This is a genomic window from Pseudomonas sp. 86_A (assembly GCF_017491705.1).
Classification (GTDB): domain Bacteria; phylum Pseudomonadota; class Gammaproteobacteria; order Pseudomonadales; family Pseudomonadaceae; genus Aquipseudomonas; species Aquipseudomonas koreensis.
Window position 1 is genome coordinate 216,312 of the sequence record NZ_JAFGYS010000012.1, and the last position, 20,314, is coordinate 236,625.

Sequence of the window (20,314 nt, forward strand, 5' to 3'; positions counted from 1 at the left end):
CGTAGCGCGTAATGCAAAACGGCCGCTGTCAGTGATGACGAGCGGCCGTTTTTGTTGGTGAGCGGGTTTATTCGCTCTTTTCTTCTTCGGTATTCACCGACTTGCCGTAAGTATCCAGCGCAACCCCGAAATCGGTGATGAACTGCGGCTCGCTCAGCCAGGCCTGGGCGGTTTCGATGTCCATGCCGTCGGCCCACATGCGGTAGTCGATCAGCATGTCGGCGGCCAGGTGGGTGGCGGCCATGCCTTCGTTCTCGGCGTTTTCCATGTCCAGCAGCTCTGGATGGTCAACGATGATGAACGCCAGTTCGCGTAGCAGCGTCAGCAGCATCTCGTTGCGGCTGACGGCTTCGGCGTCGCGCATTTTGCTGAACATCGCCAGGGTGTATTCCGGGATCGGCTCGGCGAGATGGCCGAGGTCGTCGTCCTGTTCCAGTGGCTTACGGCCGACCATGCGGATCTGCTTGGCTTTGGCCTTGGCGCGTTTGGCGCGTTTCTGTTGCTTGTTCAGGGATGCCATGGGAACTCAGTTCTTCTGTTGGGTTTGTGCGGCGATCGCGTCGGACGCCGCCACATAGTCGGCCTGGAAGGCCGGGGATTCGATCCAGGCCAGCGCGCCGGCTTCGTCAGTCTCTTTCGACCACTGGCGATACTCGATCAGCGCGGCGAGGATGAAATCCATCGCGCCTTCTTCGCCTTCCTGCTCGTAAACCAGCTCCAGCAGCGGGTCTTCGAGGAACGCGGTGCACAGGGCTTGCTGGCTGATTTTCTCGGCGTCGATCATTTTCTTGAACAGCTCGGTCAGGTCCACCGACTCGAAATCGATGCGGTCATCGTTCGGGTCCAGCTCGACCGGCGCCTCGGCGCGTTTGGTGCGGTTCTGCTTGGCCTTGGTCTTGGCCCGGGCGGCGCGTTTTTGCTGCTTGTTGGCGGAGGCCATGGTGTGTTCCGTCGTGCGTTGATAGGGCTCAGCTGCGCGGCACTGTCCGCCCGGGTGTGTCGGGGGCCAGCTCGCCGGTTTGCAGCCAGGTCAGAGCGATGGACCATAGTGTGGCTTGGTATGCGCTGCGAAAAAAGGCGAAATGTCCGACTTGTTGTTCGCCGATGTCCTGCGGCTCGATGCGCAGGTGGGTTTTGTGCGCATGGCTGAAGTAGCCGAGCAGGCGTTCGATTGCTGGAACGGTGCCGTAGGGGTCGTCGCTGATGCTGATCGCCAAGGTCTCTGCGCGGACGTTGGCAAAGGGCAGCCGACCGGTTGCGCTCAGCAGTCGGCGGCCGCTCGGGCGCTGCTCGTAGCGCGCGGCAGGCGTGCTCCAGTCGCGTACGACGCCGGCGGGCGTGTCCTCCAGCCAGCCGAGGCGCTTGCCGGGGAAATAGCCACAGAAGCGCGTCAGCAGCGGCATCAGCAAATGCCATTTGCCGAACATGCGCCAACGGTGTTCAGGCGCATAGTCGCGCCAGTAAGCGAACTGCGCGCCGATCGTCACCAGCCGACGAATGACCTGCCCGGATTCGCCAAGCCCCGCCGCACAACCGCCGAAACTGTGGCCGACGACATCGATTGGCTGGCCGGGAAACTCCCGTTGCGCGCGCTTGAGCATCGCCTCGAAATCCAGCGCGCCCCAGTCGGTCCATGAGGCCTCCAGGCCTTTCAGGGTTGCCGGCCGCGATTCGCCAATGCCTCGGTAGTCGTAGGTGATCACGTCGAAGCCGTTGGCGAATAGATAATCGGCGAAGCGCGAATAGTGGCGGCAGCGTACCGAGGTGGCGGCGTTGATGATGACTACCGGGCGTTGCGCATCGGGCAGGGCGTGACGCCAGGTGAAGCCGCCAAGAACAAAGCCATCCTTCGCGGCCTCCGTGAAGGGGGCACCGTGCGCCGCAGTCAATATTGGCAACCTTGACTGCATATCCTGCATTGCGGGCGTGTCCTGACAGCTCATGGCTTTCTACCTCTGCGGGTAAGTTGCCAACGATAGTCTCGGCGCCGCCCGGCAACAATCCAGTGGGTTTATTCAGTCGATTGGATGAGCATGCGTTCTTCGATCAAGGCCTGTTCCCGATTGAGTTCTGCGCGTAATTCTTCCTCGCTCGGCAGTATCGTCTTGTAACTGCTGGCGAACAGTTGCTCATTGCCCTTGAGCATCGAGTAACGCGCGACCGAATCATTGCTCTCTGCACACAGAATGATCCCGACTGTCGGCTTGTCGCCTTCACTGCGCTTGAGCTCGTCGTACATGCGTACATACATGTCCATCTGTCCGACATCGCCGGCGCTGAGCTTGCCGCGCTTGAGGTCAATGATCACGAAGCATTTGAGCAGGTAGTTGTAGAACACCAGATCGATGTACAGATCGTCTCCATCGGTACTGATGCGTTGTTGCCGAGCTACAAAGGAAAAGCCTTTACCCAGTTCCAGGAGAAAGCCTTGCAGATGATCGATCAAGGCCTGTTCAAGACGACTCTCCCTGACCTTGCCGGCCGACGGCAGCCCAAGAAATTCGAGTATGACGGGGTCGCGAATGAATTCCCGAGGATGGGGTTTCATGGCTGCAATGTTGGTGGTGGCCTCTTCGATAACATCGGCTTTGTCTCGACTCATCAGCAGTCGCTCGTAGTAGAGCGTATTAATCTGGCGATCAAGGGCGCGGCTGGACCAGTTCAGGTTGGCGGTTTCTTCCACGTACCATTGACGCGCTTTTGCGCTTTCGACCCGCAGCAGTCTGCGATAGTGAGTCCAGCTCAATTCGAGACGCAGTGCGTCTCGAATTGGGAACAGCTGATAAAACAGGCGCATTTTCCGAAGATTGGTTTCATCAAACCCCTTCCCGAACTGCGCCGTCAGATCCTTCGCCAATAAAGCCAGCAACCGCTTGCCATACCCCGCACGCAGGGCGCCTTGCTGCTCAAACTCGACGATGTGCCGTCCTATCTGCCAGCAGGTTTGCACCTGAATCGTATCGACCGCACGCAGTACTTTTTGCCGTGCCTGGCGTATCAGTTCGCTCAACTCCCCCAGCAATGAATTGATTTTCGGGTCTTGCGTATCAGTAGGTTTTACCTGGTTCATCGAGTCTTCCGCATCAGTGGAAACAGACGCAAAAGCATGCCGAGATTCGCCGCTCGGAGATGTCGGGCGAGCCTGTATAGGCGGCAGGAAGAGGGGGTGGGTATTGCAGGACGTTGCCGATAAAAGGCATGTCAGTGAGTGATGGTCTGTAGTCCATTTCGTACACAGGCCAAGTTCCAATCAATCTAAAACGCGTGCTTCCCCGGCCGGATCAAATAAGGAGTAACGGTTGGGCTCTGCAGGAGCCCGGGAGTCGTCATCATGAAGCGCATTCTTTCACTCATGCTGCCAGTCATCGCGGTCGCTGTATTGGCTTTTCCTGCAATGCTGCAGGCGACCAGCCCTGAGCCCGTCGACAGCGCAGGCGTGCAGGCTCAACAGCAGCAGCAAAACGGCATCAACTACCTGTCCGGCGGGATTGGCGTTGATGAAGCAAAAGCCATTCAACAAACCACCGGTTACAACCTGCACATGACGTTCGCGGTGGGCGCGCATGACCAGTACACCGCTGATGTCGATGTGACGATTCAAAAGTCGCCTGGGCAAACCGTGCTGACCCTCAACCAAACGGGCCCGCTGGTCTTCGTGCAATTGCCACCTGGTAAATACACGGTAGTCGCCACTCGCAATGGCGAAACACGGCGTGACGTGACAGACGTTGGCAGCGGCACGGCACGTAATCTGGTGTTCCACTGGAATGACGCTGGATAACGTTGGGTGTATTGGAGAATCGAGGCGCGGGTACAATCCCGCGCCTTATGTTTTGTGATGCAGGAAGTGATGGTTTGAAAGGCATTTTGCGTATCGGCTCAGCGGTGAGCCTGGCTTTGCTGTTGGCAGGGTGTGGAACGATGATGGGACGCCTGAACGGTGATTCTGCAGAGCCGTACTACAAAGGTGTCGATGGGAACCTGCACTTGCTCGGCGTGAGAGGGGGAGACGGCATGCCCTCGGCGGTCATCTGCTACATGATGATCGTTTGCCCGCTGATTACCGTGGTATCGCTACCGGTAGACGCTGCGCTCGACACGGTTTTGTTGCCGGTCGATTACGTCAACACCCTCTGAGGCCGACCTCCATTTATCCCCGCGTACGCTTGCCCTTCTGCTTTTCGCTGGGCTCGTGCGCCATTCGGTAAATCCATAATCCGATCCAGCCGACGGCTATCAGGAATACCGTGCCGACGCACTGCGACACGATCTCGAACCAGTACATCCGGGGTTGTAGCGCGAGGGTGTAGGTCTGGCGTGGGCCCGATCGGTTCCAGGTGGTGATGGAGCCGCTGATCAAGCTGTGGACGATCAGGTAAATCGACGCGCCGATGAGGAAGGCGATCAGTGCGCCGACCAGCACCATCAGCCAGAATGAAACCCGGCTCTGGCGATAGGGCGGCGGATGGGGCAGGGGCACGCGGGTTCTTTTCTGGTTCATCGAATCGATGACCCTCTTCCATAAGGTGCGGTCAAAGTAGCGCGGATCGCCTTGGTTCGAAACCCGTCGCGCTTTTGGGCTGCGCCAAAGGGCTGGATTGAGCCGTCATCAAATCGCAGGCATAAAAAAACCCTGAATCTTGCGATTCAGGGTTTTCGGTATTTGGTGCCCAGAGACGGAATCGAACCGCCGACACGGGGATTTTCAATCCCCTGCTCTACCGACTGAGCTATCTGGGCAACGGGGCGCATTAAAAGGGTTTTTCGGATTTACGTCAACGACTTTTTCAAAATTTCTTAAATTAATTCCGTCGCTTACGATACGACCCCCGATTTTGCGTGTTTACTCCGCAGGCGGAACGTAGCCTTCGGCCTTGGCGTAATCCTCGCCGGAGAAGTACTTGTCCATTTCGCCCTGCAGATATTTGCGATCTTCAGCGTTCATCATGTTCAGACGCTTTTCGTTGATCAGCAGGGTCTGGTGCTTCTGCCAGTCAGCCCAGGCTTTGGCCGAGACGTGGTCAAAAATATCCTGACCTTTGGCGCCCGGGAATGGAGCGCGTTCCAGAGCGGGCAATTCTTCTTTGTACTTACGGCACATGATGGTGCGGGTCATGATGACTCTCCTGCATTCAATACGGCGGCCGCGCGTTCGAGCAAGGTTTTGACCGGGGCGGCGAGGCCCAGGCGCGGCGGGGTGGCGAGGTTATACCAGAGCCAGTCGGCCTCGGCCACGTGATGGCTGGCCTCCTGCACCTGAACCAGCCAGGGTTCGATGGACAGCTGGAAATGGCTGAAGGTGTGGACGAGGCTTGGCAGCGCCTGCTGCTCGCCCATTGTCAGCGAGTGCTGATCGGCCAGATGTTGCAGGTCGTCGAGGTCGTCGAGCTCCGGCAGGCTCCACAATCCACCCCACAGGCCGCTGGACGGGCGGCGATAAAGCAGAATCGCACCTTCACCATTGGCCAGCATCGGCATCAGCGTGCGTTTCTGCGGGATCGCCTTGCGCGGCTTGGGGATCGGGTAACGCGTCTCCAGGCCGAGCATGTGCGCTTCACAGCCCTTTTCCAGTGGGCACAGCAGGCAGCTCGGTTTGCTGCGGGTGCACAGCGTGGCGCCGAGATCCATCATCGCCTGGGTGTAGGCGTTGACTCGATCATGCGGCGTGAAACGCTCTGCGGCGGCCCACAGCTGCTTGGCGACCTTCGGCTCACCCGGGTAGCCCTCCTGCGCGGTGAAGCGCGCCAGAACGCGTTTGACGTTGCCGTCGAGGATCGGCGCGCGCAGGCCCATGCTGATACTCGCGATGGCGCCGGCGGTGGACAGGCCGATACCCGGCAGGTCCGTGAGCTTTTCGACGTCCCGCGGAAATTCGCCGCCGTACTGGCTGACGACGATCTTCGCCGTCTTCTGCAAATTGCGCGCGCGGGTGTAGTAACCCAGGCCGGTCCACAGGTGCAGCACTTCGTCCTCCGGCGCCTCGGCCAGCGCTTGAACCGTCGGCAGCGCGGTCATGAAGCGGTCGAAGTAATTGAGCACGGTGCTGACCTGGGTCTGCTGCAACATGATCTCCGACACCCACACCCGATACGGGTTGATGTCTTGCTGCCAAGGCAAATCGTGGCGGCCGTGGCGGTCGAACCATTCCAGCACCGCCGTGGAAAACTGCTCCGCTCTCATCGCTTGAACAGCCCCTTCAATGCGTTTTTCAGTTCCGGGCTGACCTTGTCGCCGAGTTTTTCATCGATCTTTTCGCTGAGCTTGTCACCGGCCAGTTTGGTCGCGACCTGACCCAGGCGTTCGTTGTCCACGCGGCAAGCCTTGGCCCCCAGTTCCAACGGACCACGGCAGCGCAGCGGCCATTCGATGCCGACGAATTTCTCGCCGACCTGACAGGCCGGATCCGGCATGGCGCTGGTGTCACCTTCAACGATGATGCCGACGCGGTAATCCATGCCCAGCACGCGCAGGTCGATGTCGCCGTCACCGTTGACGGTCATGCCCGGGATGCGCACTTTCAGGTCCGGGTTGCTGGCGACGCCGTTGCGCAAGGTCAGATTGCCCTTGAGTTCCTGGAACGGCGTGTCCTTGCCCCGTGGTTCGCCACTGAGGGTTTTGCGGTTAAGGGTGGCGATGCCTTTGCACAGTTGCTGTTCAAGGTTGGCGTTGAGCAGCACGCCGTTGTTGATCACGAAACTGGCGTTGCCGTTGAGGGTTTCGATCAGCGCCTGCTGGCTGTTGCCGCTGCCGGTGAGGTTGCTGGTCAGTGTGACCAGACCTTTGACCGGCGGGTTCTTGCCCTGGCTTTCGAGGATTTTCTCGGCCGGCACGCGGTTGATTTTGGTCTGCAGGTTCAGCACCGGCGCACTCGGGCGCACGTCGAGGGTGCCCTTGGCTTCGAAGTCGCCGTTGTACAGGCCACCGCGCAGACTTTCCAGGGTCAGCAGGCCGCCCTGGCCGGTGGCCTTGAGTGCGGCGTTCTGGATCGGCAGTTTGTCGAGGGTCAGTTGGCCGAAGCTCAGGTCGGCATCGACGTCGAGTTTGGCCAGACGCTCGACCGGCAACAAACGTTCGGTACTCCAGGCGCTTTTGCTTGGTTTGTCCGGCAGCGGCGTGGAACCGGCACCGGCCATGGCATCGGCTTCGGTGCTGGCGACTTCGGCCTGACGCACTTGCGTGGCGTTTTTCGCCTTGTCCGATTTCGGCGGCAGGTAGCGGTCGACGTCGAAAGTGTCAGCCTTGAGGATCGCCCGCAGCGACTGTTTGGCGAAATCTTCCACGGCAATACGCCCGCTGAAGCTGCTGTCGTCGAGTTTCAGGTTGATGTTGTCGAAGGCGACGCTGGTTGGCGTTGCAGCCACGCGGCTGACCAGCTCGACCTTGCTCAGGCTGCCGGGCGCCATGGCTGGCAGTGTCTGGCCGATGCTGTCGACGAATTTCGCCAGATCGAACTGGGCGATCGAGAGGCCGCCAGTGATCTGCGGGGTCTTGTCGAGGTCGTTGGCCTTCAGCTCACCCAAGGCGCGCAACTGGTTGGCGGAAATCTTGATCCCGGTCCATTCGGCGACGTTCGCGGCTTTGTCGAGCAAGACCTGGCCTTGAGCGGAGAAGGTCATGGTCTTGCCTTGCAGCGGATCGCCAGTCAGCTCACCAGACAATTTCATGTCTTCGAACTTGTAGCGTTGCAGGGCGCGCTCGATGCGCAACTCGCCATTGAGTTCGGTACGCACGCGCAGCACCGGCTGATTGGTGCTGAGGAACGCCGTGGCTTTCAGCGGAATATTGGTCGAATCGTGCACTGCCCCCGTGCTCAGCTGGATGCTTTCGGCGCTGTATTGCTTGCCGGTCTGCTCGTCGTTGTATTCAACGCGGGCGTTGTTGACGGTCAGGCTGTCGATGTCGAGGCGGATCGGCTGCGGCGGTTTTTCCGGCTGGGCGGTGGCCTCTGCAACCGGTGCGCTGGTTGGCGCCGGGCTGCCGGCAGGCGTGGCGGGCGGCGGCAGCTTACCGATGTCTTCCCAGTTGCCGTGGCCGTTCTTGTCACGCTTCAGACGCAGATTCAGGCCTTCGACACGCACGTCGCTCATCTGCACTTCGCGGCGCAACAGTGGCAGCACGCGCACGGACAGGCCGAGCATCTGCAGGTCGGCATACGGTTCGGTCGGATTGATCAGCGTGGCGACGCTGGCTTCGTGCAGTTCCAGACCGAGCCACGGGAACAGGCTCCAGCCGATATCGCCATTGAGCGTCAGCTCGATGTGGGCCTTGTCGCGGGCTATCTGGCGAATCTCGTCTTTGTAGTCGTTGGGATCAAAGAGGTGGGTCAGGGCGAAGCCCGCCGCCACAATAATCAGCAACAGCCCGAGAAGTACCAGACCCAGGATTTTGCCGAACGCTTTCATGGGCGAGTCCTTGTAGTTAGTCGAATTCGTAATTTAGCCGGGGAGTATAGCGCTGCATCTGCCCGATTCGGCGCGCCGTCATGTCGCGATGACTTGCAGCGGCACGTGCAGTTTGGCCGCGAGCGCCTGCGCTTCAAGCTGTCCGGCAGGTGCCAGCAAGCGCAGTTGCGCACCCGCTTGCGACGCCATTTTTTGTGCTTGGTTCACCAGCCGCTCGGCCACGCCACGGCGTCGGGTGACTTTTCGCACACACAAATGGGACAAGTACCAAACGCTGTCGTGCCTTGTCAGTCGTGCTGCACCGAGCAGTCGATCATTGAAACGTCCTGCAATCAAAGACCCGTCAGCCAGGCTGCTTTCGATCAGTTGAGTGTCTCCGCAATACGGTGCGAACAGCCATTGCGGGGCGTCCCGATAGATTTTCTGCAGATCCTGTTGATCCTGATGACTGGCGTCTTCAAGCGTTTGAACGATGACAGGCATGATTTTCCCGTTTGTAAGGCCCTGTGCAGGCGCTGCCGCGGGCTGCGATCTTTTGATTTTGCTTTTTCGAACAAGGTCAAAAGATCGCAGCGTTGCGCAGTTCCTGCAGGTGAAGAGATCAGGTGACACGAAAAAGGTGATGTCAGTTTGGTTCTTCTGTCACGTGCAAATGGTAACCTTCGCCAGTTCGTCCGTCCTTCTGCGACTTAACGTCGCGCCTTCAAGGAGCTTCACCTAAAAAACGGTCATGCCTGCGTGCATCAAGGCCGAGGGTGAACAGTGGCTGGCGAACCATACTAATAATTGGGGGATACACAATGAGCACAAGCATCACGGCGGGCGGCCTGCAAGCCGACCAGCCTGGGTTCCTGTCCAAGGAACGCATCATCGCCAAGCCCGGTTTCAACCGCTGGCTGGTTCCACCGGCCGCTCTGGCCATCCACCTGTGCATCGGCATGGCTTACGGCTTCTCGGTGTTCTGGTTGCCGCTGTCCAAGGCGCTGGGCGTCACCGCTCCGGTGGCTTGCGCACCGGACATGAGCTTCATCGCACAAGTGTTTTCGTCGCAATGTGACTGGCCGATCTCGATGCTCGGCTGGATCTACACCCTGTTCTTCATCTTCCTCGGTTGCTCTGCAGCGATCTGGGGCGGCTGGCTCGAACACGCCGGGCCACGCAAGGCCGGTGTGGTATCGGCACTGTGCTGGTGCGGCGGTCTGCTGATCTCGGCGTTGGGTATTTATACCCACCAGATCTGGCTGATGTGGATCGGCTCCGGGGTGATCGGCGGTATCGGTCTGGGCCTGGGCTACATCTCGCCGGTCTCGACCCTGATCAAGTGGTTCCCGGACAAGCGCGGCATGGCGACCGGCATGGCGATCATGGGCTTCGGCGGTGGTGCAATGGTTGGTGCACCGCTGGCGACTGCGCTGATGAGTCACTTCGCTTCGCCGACCGGTGTCGGCGTGTGGCAGAGCTTCGTGGCCATGGCGGCGATCTACTTCGTGTTCATGATCGGTGGCGCTCTGGCTTACCGTGTGCCGCCAACCGGCTGGAAGCCTGAAGGCTGGACCGCTCCGGCGAAAAAAGCCTCGAACGCGATGATCACTCACCGTCACGTGCACGTGAATGTGGCGTGGAAAACCCCGCAATTCCGTCTGGTGTGGCTGGTGCTGTGCCTGAACGTGTCTGCCGGTATCGGCATTCTCGGCATGGCCTCGCCACTGCTGCAGGAAGTGTTCGGCGGCAAGCTGCTGGGCGTTGACGTGCCGTTCGGTCAACTGGACGCCGGGCAACTGGCTTCGATCGCTGCGATCGCTGCCGGTTTCACTGGTCTGCTGAGCCTGTTCAACATCGGTGGCCGCTTCTTCTGGGCTTCGTTCTCGGACTACCTGGGTCGCAAAAACACCTACTTCGTGTTTTTCGCCCTTGGTTTTGCCCTGTACGCGCTGATCCCGAACATGGGCCATTTGGGCAACGTTGCGCTGTTCGTGGCGGCGTTCTGCATCATCCTGTCGATGTACGGCGGTGGTTTCGCGACCGTTCCGGCGTATCTGGCCGACCTGTTCGGTACGCAAATGGTGGGCGCGATCCACGGTCGTCTGTTGACTGCCTGGGCGGCGGCCGGTGTGCTCGGTCCGGTGCTGGTCAACTACCTGCGTGAGTATCAGTTGAGCATCGGCGTTGAACGCGCTGCCGCTTACGACATCACCCTGTACATCCTCGCCGGCTTGCTGGTGCTGGGTTTCCTGTGCAACCTGCTGGTGCGTCCGGTGGCCGACAAATACTTCATGACTGACGCTGAACTGGCTGCCGAGCAGGCGCTGGGTCACGACAAAGGTGCTGACGCCAGCACCGTGCTGGAGTGGAAAGCCGCGCCGGGCACCAAGCCGCTGGCGATCGCCGCGTGGCTGGTGGTGGGTATTCCGTTGGCGTGGGGTGTGTGGGTGACCCTGCAAAAGACGGCGGTACTGTTTCACTAAGTAAGCTGTAAAACGCAGTACCCCTGTAGGAGTGAGCCTGCTCGCGACAGCGGTCTGACAGTCACAGAAATGTTGACGGTGAGGCCCACATCGCGAGCAGGCCCACTCCTACAGTTGTTTTGGGGTGCCTGTAATGGCTTGTATGGACATGTCTACCCGCGACAGCCGGGGCTTCTGTCCGTCAGCCATATCACGTCTCGTGTTTCTGTTTCGGCCCCGCGTGCCTATAATGGCTGCCTTTTTCGCCCAATGATTTTGCGGAGCTGGTGATGGCCGAACGTAAGGCGTCTGTCGAGCGCGACACTCTGGAAACCCAGATCAAAGCCTCGATCAACCTTGATGGCACCGGAAAGGCCCGATTCGATATCGGAGTTCCTTTTCTTGAGCACATGCTGGATCAGATTGCCCGTCACGGGTTGATCGACCTGGATATCGAATGCAAGGGCGATCTGCATATCGACGACCACCATACCGTGGAAGACGTCGGTATCACCCTCGGCCAGGCCTTCGCCAAAGCCATCGGCGACAAGAAAGGCATCCGTCGCTACGGCCACGCCTACGTGCCGCTCGATGAAGCGCTGTCGCGCGTGGTGATCGACTTCTCCGGCCGCCCAGGCCTGCAGATGCACGTGCCGTACACCCGCGCCACCGTGGGCGGTTTCGACGTCGACCTGTTCCAGGAATTCTTCCAGGGCTTCGTCAACCACGCACTGGTCAGCCTGCACATCGACAACCTGCGTGGCACCAACACCCACCACCAGATCGAAACCGTGTTCAAGGCTTTCGGCCGCGCCCTGCGCATGGCTGTGGAGCTGGATGAGCGCATGGCCGGGCAAATGCCATCGACCAAAGGCGTTCTGTAATGCAGACGGTTGCAGTTATCGACTACGGCATGGGCAACCTGCACTCGGTGGCCAAGGCCCTCGAGCACGTCGGCGCCGGCAAGGTGCTGATCACCAGTGATGCGGACGTGATCCGCGAAGCCGACCGCGTGGTATTTCCCGGGGTTGGCGCGATTCGCGACTGCATGGCGGAGATCCGTCGCCTCGGTTTCGACTCGCTGGTGCGTGAAGTCAGCCAGGATCGTCCGTTCCTCGGTATCTGTGTCGGCATGCAAGCCTTGCTCGACACCAGCGAAGAGAACGACGGCGTCGATTGCATCGGCCTGTTCCCGGGCGCGGTGAAGTTCTTCGGCAAAGACCTGCATGAAGACGGCGAACACCTGAAAGTCCCGCACATGGGCTGGAACGAAGTGCAGCAGAAGGTCAGCCACCCGCTGTGGCACGACATTCCGGACCTGGCGCGTTTCTACTTCGTGCACAGCTACTACATCGCCGCCGCCAACGCGCGGCAGGTGGTCGGCAGCGGTCATTACGGGGTCGATTTCGCTGCAGCGCTGGCCGATGGCTCGCGTTTCGCCGTGCAGTTCCACCCGGAGAAAAGCCATACCCATGGCCTGCAGCTGCTGCAGAACTTCGCTGCGTGGGACGGTCGCTGGTAAATGGCTGCCAAGAAGTCCAAGCCGCCGATCCTGACCCTCACTCCCGAACAGGAGAACGAGGCCAACCGCAAGATCCAGCGGTTCATGGAGGATCGTTTCGAACTCGACCTGGGTTCGTTCGAAGCGGCGGAAATTCTTGAGCTGTTTACCCGCGAAATTGCTCCGCACTATTACAACAGGGCGATTTTCGATGTGCAGACCCACCTCAAAGAGCGGTTTGAAAGCATCGAAAGCGACCTGTGGGCGCTCGAGAAAAACTGATTTCCGAGCCAAGCTGAACATTCAAATTTGAAGGTTTGCCAGATGCTGATTATTCCCGCTATCGATCTTAAAGACGGTGCCTGCGTACGTCTGCGCCAGGGCCGCATGGAAGATTCCACAGTGTTCTCCGATGACCCGGTGAGCATGGCTGCCAAGTGGGTGGAGGGCGGCTGCCGCCGTCTGCATCTGGTCGATCTGAATGGCGCGTTCGAAGGCCAGCCGGTCAACGGCGAAGTCGTCACCGCGATCGCCAAGCGCTACCCGGACCTGCCGATCCAGATCGGCGGTGGCATCCGTTCGCTGGAAACCATCGAGCACTACGTCAAGGCTGGCGTGAGCTACGTGATCATCGGCACCAAAGCGGTGAAAGATCCGGCGTTCGTCGCTGAAGCCTGCCGCGCGTTCCCGGGCAAAATCATCGTCGGTCTGGATGCCAAGGACGGTTTCGTCGCCACCGATGGCTGGGCTGAAATCAGCACCGTGCAAGTGATCGATCTGGCCAAGCAGTTTGAAGCCGACGGCGTGTCCTCGATCGTTTATACCGACATCGCCAAAGACGGCATGATGCAGGGCTGCAACGTACCGTTCACCGCTGCGCTGGCTGCGGCCACCAAAATCCCGGTGATTGCCTCCGGCGGCATTCACAACCTGGGTGACATCAAGGCGCTGCTCGACGCCAAGGCACCAGGCATCATCGGCGCCATCACCGGCCGGGCGATCTACGAAGGCACTCTCGACGTCGCCGAAGCGCAAGCTTTCTGCGACTCGTATCAAGGCTGAGGACTGACCATGGCGCTGGCCAAACGCATCATCCCTTGCCTGGACGTGGACAACGGCCGGGTCGTCAAAGGTGTGAAGTTCGAAAACATCCGCGACGCCGGTGACCCGGTGGAAATCGCCCGTCGCTATGACGAGCAGGGTGCCGATGAGATTACCTTCCTCGACATCACCGCCAGCGTCGATGGCCGCGACACCACGCTGCACACCGTCGAGCGCATGGCCAGCCAGGTGTTCATCCCGCTGACCGTGGGCGGCGGCGTGCGCACCGTGCAGGATATTCGCAACCTGCTCAATGCCGGTGCGGACAAGGTCTCGATCAACACCGCAGCGGTGTTCAACCCGGAGTTTGTCGGCGAAGCCGCGCAGCATTTCGGTTCGCAGTGCATCGTCGTCGCCATCGATGCGAAAAAGGTCTCCGGCCCGGGTGAAACCCCGCGCTGGGAAATCTTCACCCACGGCGGGCGCAAGCCGACCGGCCTCGACGCTGTCGAGTGGGCGAAGAAAATGGAAGGCCTCGGTGCTGGTGAAATCCTGCTGACCAGCATGGACCAGGACGGCATGAAAAACGGCTTCGACCTCGGCGTGACCCGTGCCATCAGCGATGCGCTGGGCATTCCGGTGATCGCTTCCGGCGGCGTCGGCAACCTGCAGCATCTGGCCGACGGCATCCTCGAAGGCCACGCCAGCGCGGTACTGGCGGCGAGTATTTTCCACTTCGGCGAATACACCGTGCAGGAAGCCAAAGCGTATATGGCCAAACGCGGCATCGTGATGCGCTAAACCGTACAGGCCAGTGGACAGCATGGCGTACCCAAGGCACTCTTGGGCACGCCATGGATTCCGGTAGCCCGACATGATCAAACGCCTGCTTCTTGTTCTCGCCAGCGCTTCTGTGTTGCTGCTCAACACGGCCCGCGCCGAAAACAGTCCCGACACCGATCTGGTGCTCCTTACCGAAAACTTCCCGCCGTACAACATGGCGAAAGACGGCAAGAACTTCGCCAAAGGCGAGAACATCAATGGCATTGCCGCCGACATCGTGCGTGAGATGTTCAAGCGTGCGGGGCTCAGCTACAGCCTGACGTTGCGCTTCCCTTGGGAGCGGGTTTACAAGCTGGCGCTGGAGAATCCCGGTTACGGTGCCTTCGTGATGGCGCGGCTGCCGGATCGCGAAAACCTGTTCAAATGGGTCGGCCCCATCGGGCCGGACGACTGGGTCATGTTGGCCAAGGCCGACAGCAAGATCATCCTCGACACCCTCAATGACGCCCGCAAATACAAGATCGGCGCCTACAAGGGCGACGCGATTGCCGAGACGCTGACCAAGCAAGGCTTGAAGCCGCTGGTGGTGCTGCGCGATCAGGACAACGCGAAAAAACTGGTCAACGGCCAGATCGACCTGTGGGTCACCGGCGACCCGGCCGGGCGCTACCTGGCAAGACAGGACGGCGTGACCGGGCTCAAGACCGTACTGCGCTTCAACAGCGCCGAGTTGTACCTGGCGCTGAACAAGAACGTGTCGGACGAGACGGTGAAGAAGCTGCAGGCAGCGCTGGACCAGATGCGCAAGGACGGCGTGGTGGACGAGATCATGGGCCGGTATCTCTGAGGCCTGAGCTTCACCTGATACACATGTGGGAGCGGATGTTGCCGGGTCAGCGGTACACGCCATCCTTGCCGTGAGCAGCCGTCGCGCGATTGCTGCGCACGCTGATCATCTGCTTGACGTCGATCCACTCAATCCCCTGGGACTTGAGCTTCGGTAATTCGCGCTCCAGCACCGCCAGTGTCTGCGGATACGGGTGGCCGATCATCACCGCCGAGCCCTGCTTGCGCGCCAGGCTGATCGCGGTCTGCAACTGAGTGTAGATCGCCGCTTCGGTGCGCTCGTCATCGAGGAACACATCCCGCGAGACGCTCGCCAGATCGATCTTCTGCGCCTGTTGCGCAGCCACGGTCTGTGCACTGGTGCGGCTGTCGACGAAGAACTTGTGCCGGCGCTGCAGCTCACCCATCAGCCAGGCCATCGCCACCGGTTGCGCGGTCATGCGGCTGCCCATGTGGTTATTGATGCCGGCGGTGTAGGGCACCCTTTTGAACGCGGCGTCGAGGCGCTTTTCCAGCTCTTCGAGCGGCAGCTCGGGGTGCCAGGCATACGGGCCGGTGGCCGGGTCCATGGGCATGTGCAGGATCACGATCTTGCCGGCGCGATGGGCTTCGCGGGCAAATTCAGCGGCATGTGGGGTGTCGGGCATGATCGCTGTGGTCACCGGGCCGGGCAGGGCCAGTACGCGGCGATCCCGGGGCAGGTTTTGCCCCAGGTCGTCGATGATCAGCGTCAGGTAGGCTTTTTGCGCAGTGGTTGTGGCGGGCTCTGCATGAGCAGCACCCGCCAGACAGCACAGCAGGACCAAGAGCAAACGCAGCGACATCCTCAACGACCGGAGGTGATGCTCAGCCCTTTGAGCAGGCTCAGGGCCTGGGCCAACTGGTAATCGTCATCCTGCGGCATGGCCTTCGGCTTGGCGCCGGAACCGGTCGGTTTGTCCGCGCCACCGTTGCCGTTGCCCAGGTGACCTTGCAGGTCGGCTTCCTTGAAGTAGTCGCCGTCCGCCTCGTTGGTGATCTTCGCCTTGCGCACCTCGATGTCCGGGACGATGCCCTGAGCCTGGATCGAGCGGCCGTTCGGCGTGAAGTACAGTGCCGTGGTGATCTTCAGTGCGCGGTCGTTGTTCAGCGGCAGCACGGTCTGCACCGAGCCTTTGCCGAAACTGGTGGTGCCCATGACCACGGCGCGTTTCTGATCCTGCAGGGCGCCGGCGACGATTTCCGAGGCCGAGGCGCTGCCACCGTTGATCAGCACGACCATCGGCACCGCTTCGCTTTCGTCCTTGCCGGTGGCGGAGAAGCGCAGCTCGGAGTTGGCGATCCGGCCTTTGGTGTAGACGATCAGACCCTTCTTGATGAAGTGGTCGACCACTTCCACGGCGGCTTGCAACACGCCGCCCGGGTTGTTGCGCAGGTCGAGGATGATGCCGTTGAGCTTCTTGCCGTTGTCCTTGCGCAGCTTGGCCAGGGCCTTGGAGACTTCTTCGCCGGTCTTGACCTGGAACTGGGTGATGCGGATGTAGCCATAGCCCGATTCCAGCAGCTGCGCCTTGACGCTCTTCACTTGAATCACGGCGCGGGCCAGGGTCACGTCGAACGGCGTGCCGCCGTCACGGACCAGGGTCAGGGTGATTTTCTGGCCGATCTTGCCGCGCATCTTGTCCACGGCTTCGGTCATGGTCTGGCCGCGAGTCGGCTGACCGTTGATTTTGACGATGAAGTCACCGGCCTGAATGCCGGCCTTCGACGCCGGAGTGTCGTCGATTGGCGACACGACCTTGATGAAGCCGTCTTCGGACCCGACTTCGATGCCCAGGCCGCCGAATTCGCCGCTGGTGCTTTCCTGCAGCTCGGTGAAGTCTTCAGGGCCGAGATAAGCGGAGTGCGGATCGAGGTTGCTGAGCATGCCCTTGATCGCGTTTTCCAGCAGGGTCTTGTCGTCCACCGGCTCGACATAGGCGGCCTTGATCCGATCCATCACCTCGGCAAAGGTGCGCAACTCTTCCAGCGGCAACGGAGCCTTGGCGGTCGCGGCAGTGCCTGCCGGAGCGACGGCCGGGGCCGGTTGAGCAGCGAACGCCAGAGGCGCGCCGATCACCAGGGCGATCGTCAGGGCCAGCGAGGTAAGGCGGGACAAATGCAGCATGTCGAACGAACTCCTGAATTAGGCGACGCGCTTATCCTTGCGCGTGACACCATTGCGCCGGATCACTCGGGTGACCCTGCTGACGAATTGCGAAATACAGCGCGGGTGTGTCCTGACCGCCACTGTTACCCACAGTGGAAATCGACTCACCGGCTTTTACCACGTCACCGGCCGACTTGAGCAGCGTCTGGTTGTGACCGTAAAGACTCAGATAACCATTGCCGTGGTCGAGGATCACCAGCAGCCCGGCACCGCGCAACCAGTCGGCGAACACCACGCGCCCGCCGTGCACGGCATGCACCTGGCTGCCGGCGGCGGCGCTGATCATCACGCCATCCCACTTGGTGCGGGCATCGTCGCCACGGCTTTCGCCGAAGCGTGCCAGCAATCGACCATCAACCGGCCACGGAAGTTTTCCCCGGGTTGCAGCAAAAGGGCCACCGAAGGTCTCGCCGCTGCTGGAAACCAGCGCGCCTGGCGTTGATCTGACCGGTTTTCGTGGGGCGTCGCTGGTATCAGCCTGCGCCTCACGCAAACGCTTTTTTTCCGCTTCCTGCTGGGCGATCAGCGCTTTCTGCCGCGCTTCTTCTGCCTCACGGGCCTGGCGGGCCAGGGTTTCTTCAATGGTTTTAAGGACTTTAGACAGGTCTGCCTGATCCTGCTCGCGGGCGGCCAGTTTCTGGTCGCGGGCTTTCACGTCATCGTTGAGCTTGGCGAGGACTTGCTGGCGTTCCTTGCGAACTTTTTCCAGCTCGTCGCGCTGGCTGTCGAGGCTGCTTTTCTGCACCAGCAATTGCGCCTGCTGCATGGCGATGTCTTTTTCGACATTGGCCAGTTGGCGCAGGGTTTCGTTGAAGTTCTTCAGCTGCTCCAGGCGGGCCTGGCTCAGGTAATCGTAATAGGTCAGGGTGCGGGCGAATTTCTCGGGATTCTGCTGGTTGAGCAGCAGCTTGAGGTATTCCTGACGGCCGTTCTGATAGGCCGCGCGGGCCTGGATGGCGATCAATCGCTGTTGTTCAGTGCGCGCGCTCTGGAGTTTTTTTTTCTCCGCATCGAGCCGCTGCAGCTCGGCTTCGCTTTTCTTCAGCTCTTTTTGCAGGGCATCGACCTGCTTCTCGAGCTTGCCCATCTCGGTTTCAGTGCCCTTGAGCTCTTTCTGCACGCCGGATTTTTCTTCCTGCAGCTTGCCCAGCAGCTTTTTCAGCTCGGCAATGTCCTGACGCGTGGCATCCAACTGCTGTTGGGTTTGCGCGCGCTCGTCAGCGAAGGCCGGTTGGAGCAGGCAGGTCAGAGCGAGGGCGATCAGGACGCGGAGCATAGAGGCGGGCGGCACCAGGGTAATGGACGGCCTAGTATGCCCGCCCGAGGCTGCAAAAAAAACGCCCAATTGGGGCTGTGTGATAACTGGCTGTAGATACAGCTGAAAATAATCTTTGAAACCACCATAAACAAATGTAGGAGTGAGCCTGCTCGCGATGGCGTTCTCACATTCAACAGAGTAGTTGACTGTCAGATTGCTATCGCGAGCAGGCTCACTCCTACAGGGTTTTGCGGTGTTTTATGGATTCGGGTCAGACCAGAATCGAAGTCCCCGTCATTTCCGCCGGTTTTTCCAGGCCCAGCAGCATCAGCATGGTCGGCGCCACGTCCGCCAGTACGCCGCCTTCGCGGACCTTGAGGTCACGCTTGCCGACGTAAATGAACGGCACCGGTTCGGTGGTGTGCGCGGTGTGCGCCTGGCCGGTGGAGGCGTCGGACATCTGCTCGACGTTGCCGTGGTCGGCGGTGATCAGCGCTTCGCCGCCGACCTTCTCCAGTGCCTCGACGATGCGCCCGACGCAGGTGTCCAGGCATTCCACAGCTTTTACCGCAGCGTCGAACACGCCGCTGTGGCCGACCATGTCGCCGTTGGCGTAGTTGACCACGATCACGTCGTAACGCTGGTGTTCGATGGCATCGACGATGCGGTCTGTGACTTCCGGTGCGCTCATTTCCGGTTGCAGGTCGTAGGTGGCGACTTTCGGCGACGGGATCAGGATGCGCTCTTCGCCCGGGAACGGTTCTTCACGGCCGCCGGAGAAGAAGAAGGTCACGTGCGCGTATTTCTCGGTTTCGGCGATGCGCAGCTGGGTTTTGCCGTTCTTCGCCAGGTAGTCGCCGAGCACGTTTTCCAGGCTGCCGGCGGCGAAGGCCGATGGCGCAGGGATGCTGGCGGCGTATTGGGTCAGCATGACGAAGCCGGCCAGTTTTGGCTGGCGCGCGCGCTCGAACTCCTTGAAATCGTCTTCGACGAACACGCGGGTCAGCTCACGGGCACGGTCGGCGCGGAAGTTCATGAACACCACGGCGTCGCCGTCTTCGACCTTGACCGGCTCGCCGATGGTGGTGGCCTTGACGAATTCGTCGCTCTCGCCACGGGCGTAGGCGGCGTCGAGGCCTTCCTGGGCGGTGGCTGCGTTGAATTCGGCGTTACCGTCGACGATCAGGTTGTAGGCTTGGGATACGCGGTCCCAGCGGTTGTCACGGTCCATCGCGAAGTAGCGACCGACGATGCTGGCGATGCGGCCCTTGCCGAGCGCCTGGAAGGTCGCGTCGAGCAGCTCGATCGACGAAGTGGCGCTTTTCGGCGGCGTGTCGCGACCGTCGAGGAAGGCGTGCAGGTAGATTTTCTCGGCGCCGCGCTTGAAAGCCAGTTCGGCCATGGCGACCAGGTGATCCTGGTGGCTGTGCACGCCGCCATCGGACAGCAGGCCCATGAAGTGCACGGCCTTGCCGGCTGCCACGGCTTTATCCACAGCGGCGCAGATGGTCGGGTTTTCAAAGAACTCGCCGTCGCGGATCGCTTTGGTCACGCGGGTGAAGTCCTGATACACCACGCGCCCGGCGCCGAGGTTCATGTGGCCGACTTCGGAGTTGCCCATCTGGCCGTCCGGCAGGCCGACGTCCATGCCGCTGCCCGAGATCAAGCCGTTCGGCACGCTGGCCCACAGGCGATCGAGTACCGGCTTCTTCGCCGCATACACGGCATTGGATTCGTGGCTGTCACTGTGACCGAAGCCGTCGAGAATCATCAGGACCAAAGGTTTAGGCGTGGTAGTCATGGAATCCACTCGTGGCTAATAAAGAAGAGGGCGATGGAAAAGGGAGTGGC

Annotated in this window: 22 protein-coding genes and 1 tRNA gene; 9 read left to right on the plus strand and 14 right to left on the minus strand. The window is 60.6% G+C overall.

Features of this window, described 5'->3' with window-relative positions; translation table 11 throughout:
- Window positions 1-67: 67 nt before the first annotated feature.
- The 4 genes from J5M57_RS19650 to J5M57_RS19665 form a co-directional block, all read right to left on the minus strand.
- Window positions 68-520: a hypothetical protein gene (locus tag J5M57_RS19650; RefSeq protein WP_207849413.1), complete on the minus strand. Its 453-nt coding sequence runs from the start codon at window positions 518-520 to the stop codon at window positions 68-70.
- 6 nt (window positions 521-526) lie between these two features.
- Entirely contained in the window at window positions 527-940 is a 414-nt protein-coding gene (locus tag J5M57_RS19655; RefSeq protein WP_025110944.1) for a hypothetical protein, read from the minus strand.
- A gap of 28 nt (window positions 941-968) precedes the next feature.
- On the minus strand, window positions 969-1,943 hold the full coding sequence (locus tag J5M57_RS19660; protein WP_207849414.1) for an alpha/beta fold hydrolase: 975 nt from the start codon (window positions 1,941-1,943) through the stop codon (window positions 969-971).
- A 68-nt stretch (window positions 1,944-2,011) separates the two neighbouring features.
- On the minus strand, window positions 2,012-3,070 hold the full coding sequence (locus J5M57_RS19665) for a PDDEXK nuclease domain-containing protein (protein ID WP_207849415.1): 1,059 nt from the start codon (window positions 3,068-3,070) through the stop codon (window positions 2,012-2,014).
- 261 nt (window positions 3,071-3,331) lie between these two features.
- On the opposite strand from J5M57_RS19665, the gene J5M57_RS19670 reads away from it, so the two are divergent.
- Window positions 3,332-3,781, plus strand: a complete 450-nt coding sequence (locus J5M57_RS19670) for a carboxypeptidase regulatory-like domain-containing protein (RefSeq protein WP_207849416.1) — start codon at window positions 3,332-3,334, stop codon at window positions 3,779-3,781.
- 140 nt (window positions 3,782-3,921) lie between these two features.
- Window positions 3,922-4,137, plus strand: coding sequence for a YceK/YidQ family lipoprotein (locus J5M57_RS19675; protein ID WP_347709570.1), 216 nt, complete (start codon window positions 3,922-3,924; stop codon window positions 4,135-4,137).
- A gap of 13 nt (window positions 4,138-4,150) precedes the next feature.
- Here the strand turns inward: J5M57_RS19675 and J5M57_RS19680 are convergent, their stop codons facing one another.
- From J5M57_RS19680 to J5M57_RS19705, 6 genes are all read right to left on the minus strand, one after another.
- Window positions 4,151-4,501 carry a hypothetical protein gene (locus J5M57_RS19680; protein ID WP_207849417.1) on the minus strand — a complete coding sequence of 117 codons (351 nt, stop codon included), beginning with the start codon at window positions 4,499-4,501 and terminating at the stop codon, window positions 4,151-4,153.
- Window positions 4,502-4,664: 163 nt separating this feature from the next.
- Window positions 4,665-4,740: transfer RNA gene (locus tag J5M57_RS19685), tRNA-Phe, on the minus strand.
- Between the two features lie 103 nt (window positions 4,741-4,843).
- Window positions 4,844-5,116 (minus strand): oxidative damage protection protein, encoded by a 273-nt coding sequence (locus J5M57_RS19690; protein WP_003220737.1) that lies wholly within the window; start codon window positions 5,114-5,116, stop codon window positions 4,844-4,846.
- Window positions 5,113-6,180 carry an A/G-specific adenine glycosylase gene (mutY, locus tag J5M57_RS19695; protein ID WP_083367289.1) on the minus strand — a complete coding sequence of 356 codons (1,068 nt, stop codon included), beginning with the start codon at window positions 6,178-6,180 and terminating at the stop codon, window positions 5,113-5,115. Before mutY ends, J5M57_RS19690 begins: the two co-directional genes overlap by 4 nt.
- Window positions 6,177-8,402: an AsmA family protein gene (locus J5M57_RS19700; protein WP_064585531.1), complete on the minus strand. Its 2,226-nt coding sequence runs from the start codon at window positions 8,400-8,402 to the stop codon at window positions 6,177-6,179. The genes mutY and J5M57_RS19700 overlap by 4 nt, the downstream gene beginning before the upstream one ends.
- A 78-nt stretch (window positions 8,403-8,480) precedes the next feature.
- Window positions 8,481-8,885, minus strand: coding sequence for an acetyl-CoA sensor PanZ family protein (locus tag J5M57_RS19705; RefSeq protein WP_207849418.1), 405 nt, complete (start codon window positions 8,883-8,885; stop codon window positions 8,481-8,483).
- 317 nt (window positions 8,886-9,202) lie between these two features.
- Between J5M57_RS19705 and J5M57_RS19710 the strand changes: the two genes are divergently transcribed.
- The 7 genes from J5M57_RS19710 (at window position 9,203) to J5M57_RS19740 (ending at window position 15,018) form a co-directional block, all read left to right on the plus strand.
- On the plus strand, window positions 9,203-10,867 hold the full coding sequence (locus J5M57_RS19710) for an OFA family MFS transporter (RefSeq protein WP_064585533.1): 1,665 nt from the start codon (window positions 9,203-9,205) through the stop codon (window positions 10,865-10,867).
- A gap of 269 nt (window positions 10,868-11,136) precedes the next feature.
- Complete coding sequence (gene hisB, locus J5M57_RS19715; RefSeq protein WP_007909204.1) at window positions 11,137-11,730, plus strand: imidazoleglycerol-phosphate dehydratase HisB; 594 nt, start codon at window positions 11,137-11,139, stop codon at window positions 11,728-11,730.
- Window positions 11,730-12,368 carry an imidazole glycerol phosphate synthase subunit HisH gene (gene hisH / locus J5M57_RS19720; RefSeq protein ID WP_083367285.1) on the plus strand — a complete coding sequence of 213 codons (639 nt, stop codon included), beginning with the start codon at window positions 11,730-11,732 and terminating at the stop codon, window positions 12,366-12,368. Before hisB ends, hisH begins: the two co-directional genes overlap by 1 nt.
- A complete protein-coding gene (locus J5M57_RS19725) occupies window positions 12,369-12,629 on the plus strand; it encodes a DUF2164 domain-containing protein (protein WP_003220751.1) in 261 nt (86 codons plus the stop codon).
- Window positions 12,630-12,671: 42 nt separating this feature from the next.
- A complete protein-coding gene (hisA, locus tag J5M57_RS19730) occupies window positions 12,672-13,409 on the plus strand; it encodes a 1-(5-phosphoribosyl)-5-[(5-phosphoribosylamino)methylideneamino]imidazole-4-carboxamide isomerase (protein WP_207849419.1) in 738 nt (245 codons plus the stop codon).
- A 9-nt stretch (window positions 13,410-13,418) separates the two neighbouring features.
- Window positions 13,419-14,189, plus strand: coding sequence for an imidazole glycerol phosphate synthase subunit HisF (gene hisF / locus J5M57_RS19735; protein ID WP_007909211.1), 771 nt, complete (start codon window positions 13,419-13,421; stop codon window positions 14,187-14,189).
- A gap of 73 nt (window positions 14,190-14,262) precedes the next feature.
- Complete coding sequence (locus J5M57_RS19740; protein ID WP_207849420.1) at window positions 14,263-15,018, plus strand: ABC transporter substrate-binding protein; 756 nt, start codon at window positions 14,263-14,265, stop codon at window positions 15,016-15,018.
- 46 nt (window positions 15,019-15,064) lie between these two features.
- On the opposite strand, the gene J5M57_RS19745 is transcribed toward J5M57_RS19740, so the two are convergent.
- From J5M57_RS19745 to gpmI, 4 genes are all read right to left on the minus strand, one after another.
- On the minus strand, window positions 15,065-15,841 hold the full coding sequence (locus tag J5M57_RS19745) for a divergent polysaccharide deacetylase family protein (protein WP_064585538.1): 777 nt from the start codon (window positions 15,839-15,841) through the stop codon (window positions 15,065-15,067).
- Between the two features lie 2 nt (window positions 15,842-15,843).
- A complete protein-coding gene (locus tag J5M57_RS19750; RefSeq protein WP_064585539.1) occupies window positions 15,844-17,163 on the minus strand; it encodes a S41 family peptidase in 1,320 nt (439 codons plus the stop codon).
- Between the two features lie 31 nt (window positions 17,164-17,194).
- Window positions 17,195-18,481, minus strand: a complete 1,287-nt coding sequence (locus J5M57_RS19755; RefSeq protein WP_064585540.1) for a murein hydrolase activator EnvC — start codon at window positions 18,479-18,481, stop codon at window positions 17,195-17,197.
- 253 nt (window positions 18,482-18,734) lie between these two features.
- Complete coding sequence (gene gpmI, locus J5M57_RS19760) at window positions 18,735-20,264, minus strand: 2,3-bisphosphoglycerate-independent phosphoglycerate mutase (RefSeq protein ID WP_064585541.1); 1,530 nt, start codon at window positions 20,262-20,264, stop codon at window positions 18,735-18,737.
- Window positions 20,265-20,314 lie beyond the last annotated feature (50 nt).